General features: G+C 29.6%; 1 protein-coding gene. It reads left to right on the top strand.

From position 1 onward, the window contains the following. Positions 1-297: 297 nt before the first annotated feature. Positions 298-873, top strand: coding sequence for a DUF4870 domain-containing protein (locus tag ACVCXO_RS09200; RefSeq protein ID WP_452229299.1), 576 nt, complete (start codon positions 298-300; stop codon positions 871-873). Positions 874-1,143: the final 270 nt, after the last annotated feature.

Genomic DNA, 1,143 nt, shown 5'->3' with positions numbered 1-1,143 from the left:
AGTTTTAAAACTCGAAGTACAACAATTGGAAGAATAAAATAACTACATACAACACCGTATATAATTTATTGCTAGTTCTTGCCTGCTTACGAAAACCCTCGCGGATTTTCTATTCGGTTTTTATTTGCTAAATTTAGTGCTGAAACACGCAACAAATCATATACAAACACGTTAGCACCAATTAAGAACTCAACAAAATCAATGATTGACAAGAATGTCGTAAAAATGCCGTATTTAAACCGTTATCAAAATGATAGTTTCATAAATAGTTTTGTCAAAAAATAAACTTTATTACTTATGAACGAAATTGGAAAAAAAATTAGAGACATTAGAAAGAAAAAAGGACTATCTCAAGAAGAGTTAGCTGAATCTGCAAAAATTAACTTGAGAACTGTTCAACGTATTGAAAATAATGAAAGTGAACCGAGAGGAAAAACTCTGAATTTAATTTGCCAAGTTTTAGACTTAAATGCAGAAGACATTCTAGATTACGGAAAAAAAACTGACCGAAGCTATTTAACTTACTTTCATTTGTCTGTATTATTCGGTCTTATTATCCCAACAGGAAATATAGTTCTTCCATTTATCTTATGGATAACTAAGAAAGATAAAATAATTGATTTGAAAGATGTTGGAGCAAATCTTTTGAATTTTCAAATTATTTGGACTTTACTTGCTTTTTCTGTTTTAATAATCGGAGCATTTCTTAAAATCACACATTTAGAAATTGGACCAGGAAACTTAATACTTTCATTATATTTTTGGCTTTTTCTTTATATTATAAATATCATTTTACCTATAATTTTTGCGATTAAAATTAAAAAAGGAAAAATAAGAAACTATTATCCGAACATAATTAAAATAATAAAATAACTGGTGCTAACACCGTATAAACTTTATTGCTGGTTTTGGCTCACTTGGGAAATTCCTCCGGAATTTCGCCGTTCGTACTTTATTTACTAAATTCACTGCTTAAACAACGCAACAAAGCTTATACAACAACGTTATGTTTAATAATCCCAGACTTCTGGAACTTCCCTTGTTCATTGCAATTAGCCCATTGTAAATTACAGAGTTTGCAATAAACTTGAATTGGAATACTGGATTTTGAGGAATAATTGTACCAACCCAAGCTTTCGATTG

It is taken from the genome of Lacinutrix sp. MEBiC02404 (genome assembly GCF_053601575.1).
Note: the sequence above shows the minus strand (reverse complement) of the source record. Positions and strands in the feature narration are given on the sequence as shown.

What these genes read in the sequence shown, in the direction of transcription:
- ACVCXO_RS09200 (WP_452229299.1), top strand. Translation starts at nt 298, where the DNA reads ATGAACGAAATTGGAAAAAAAATTAGAGACATTAGAAAGAAAAAAGGA.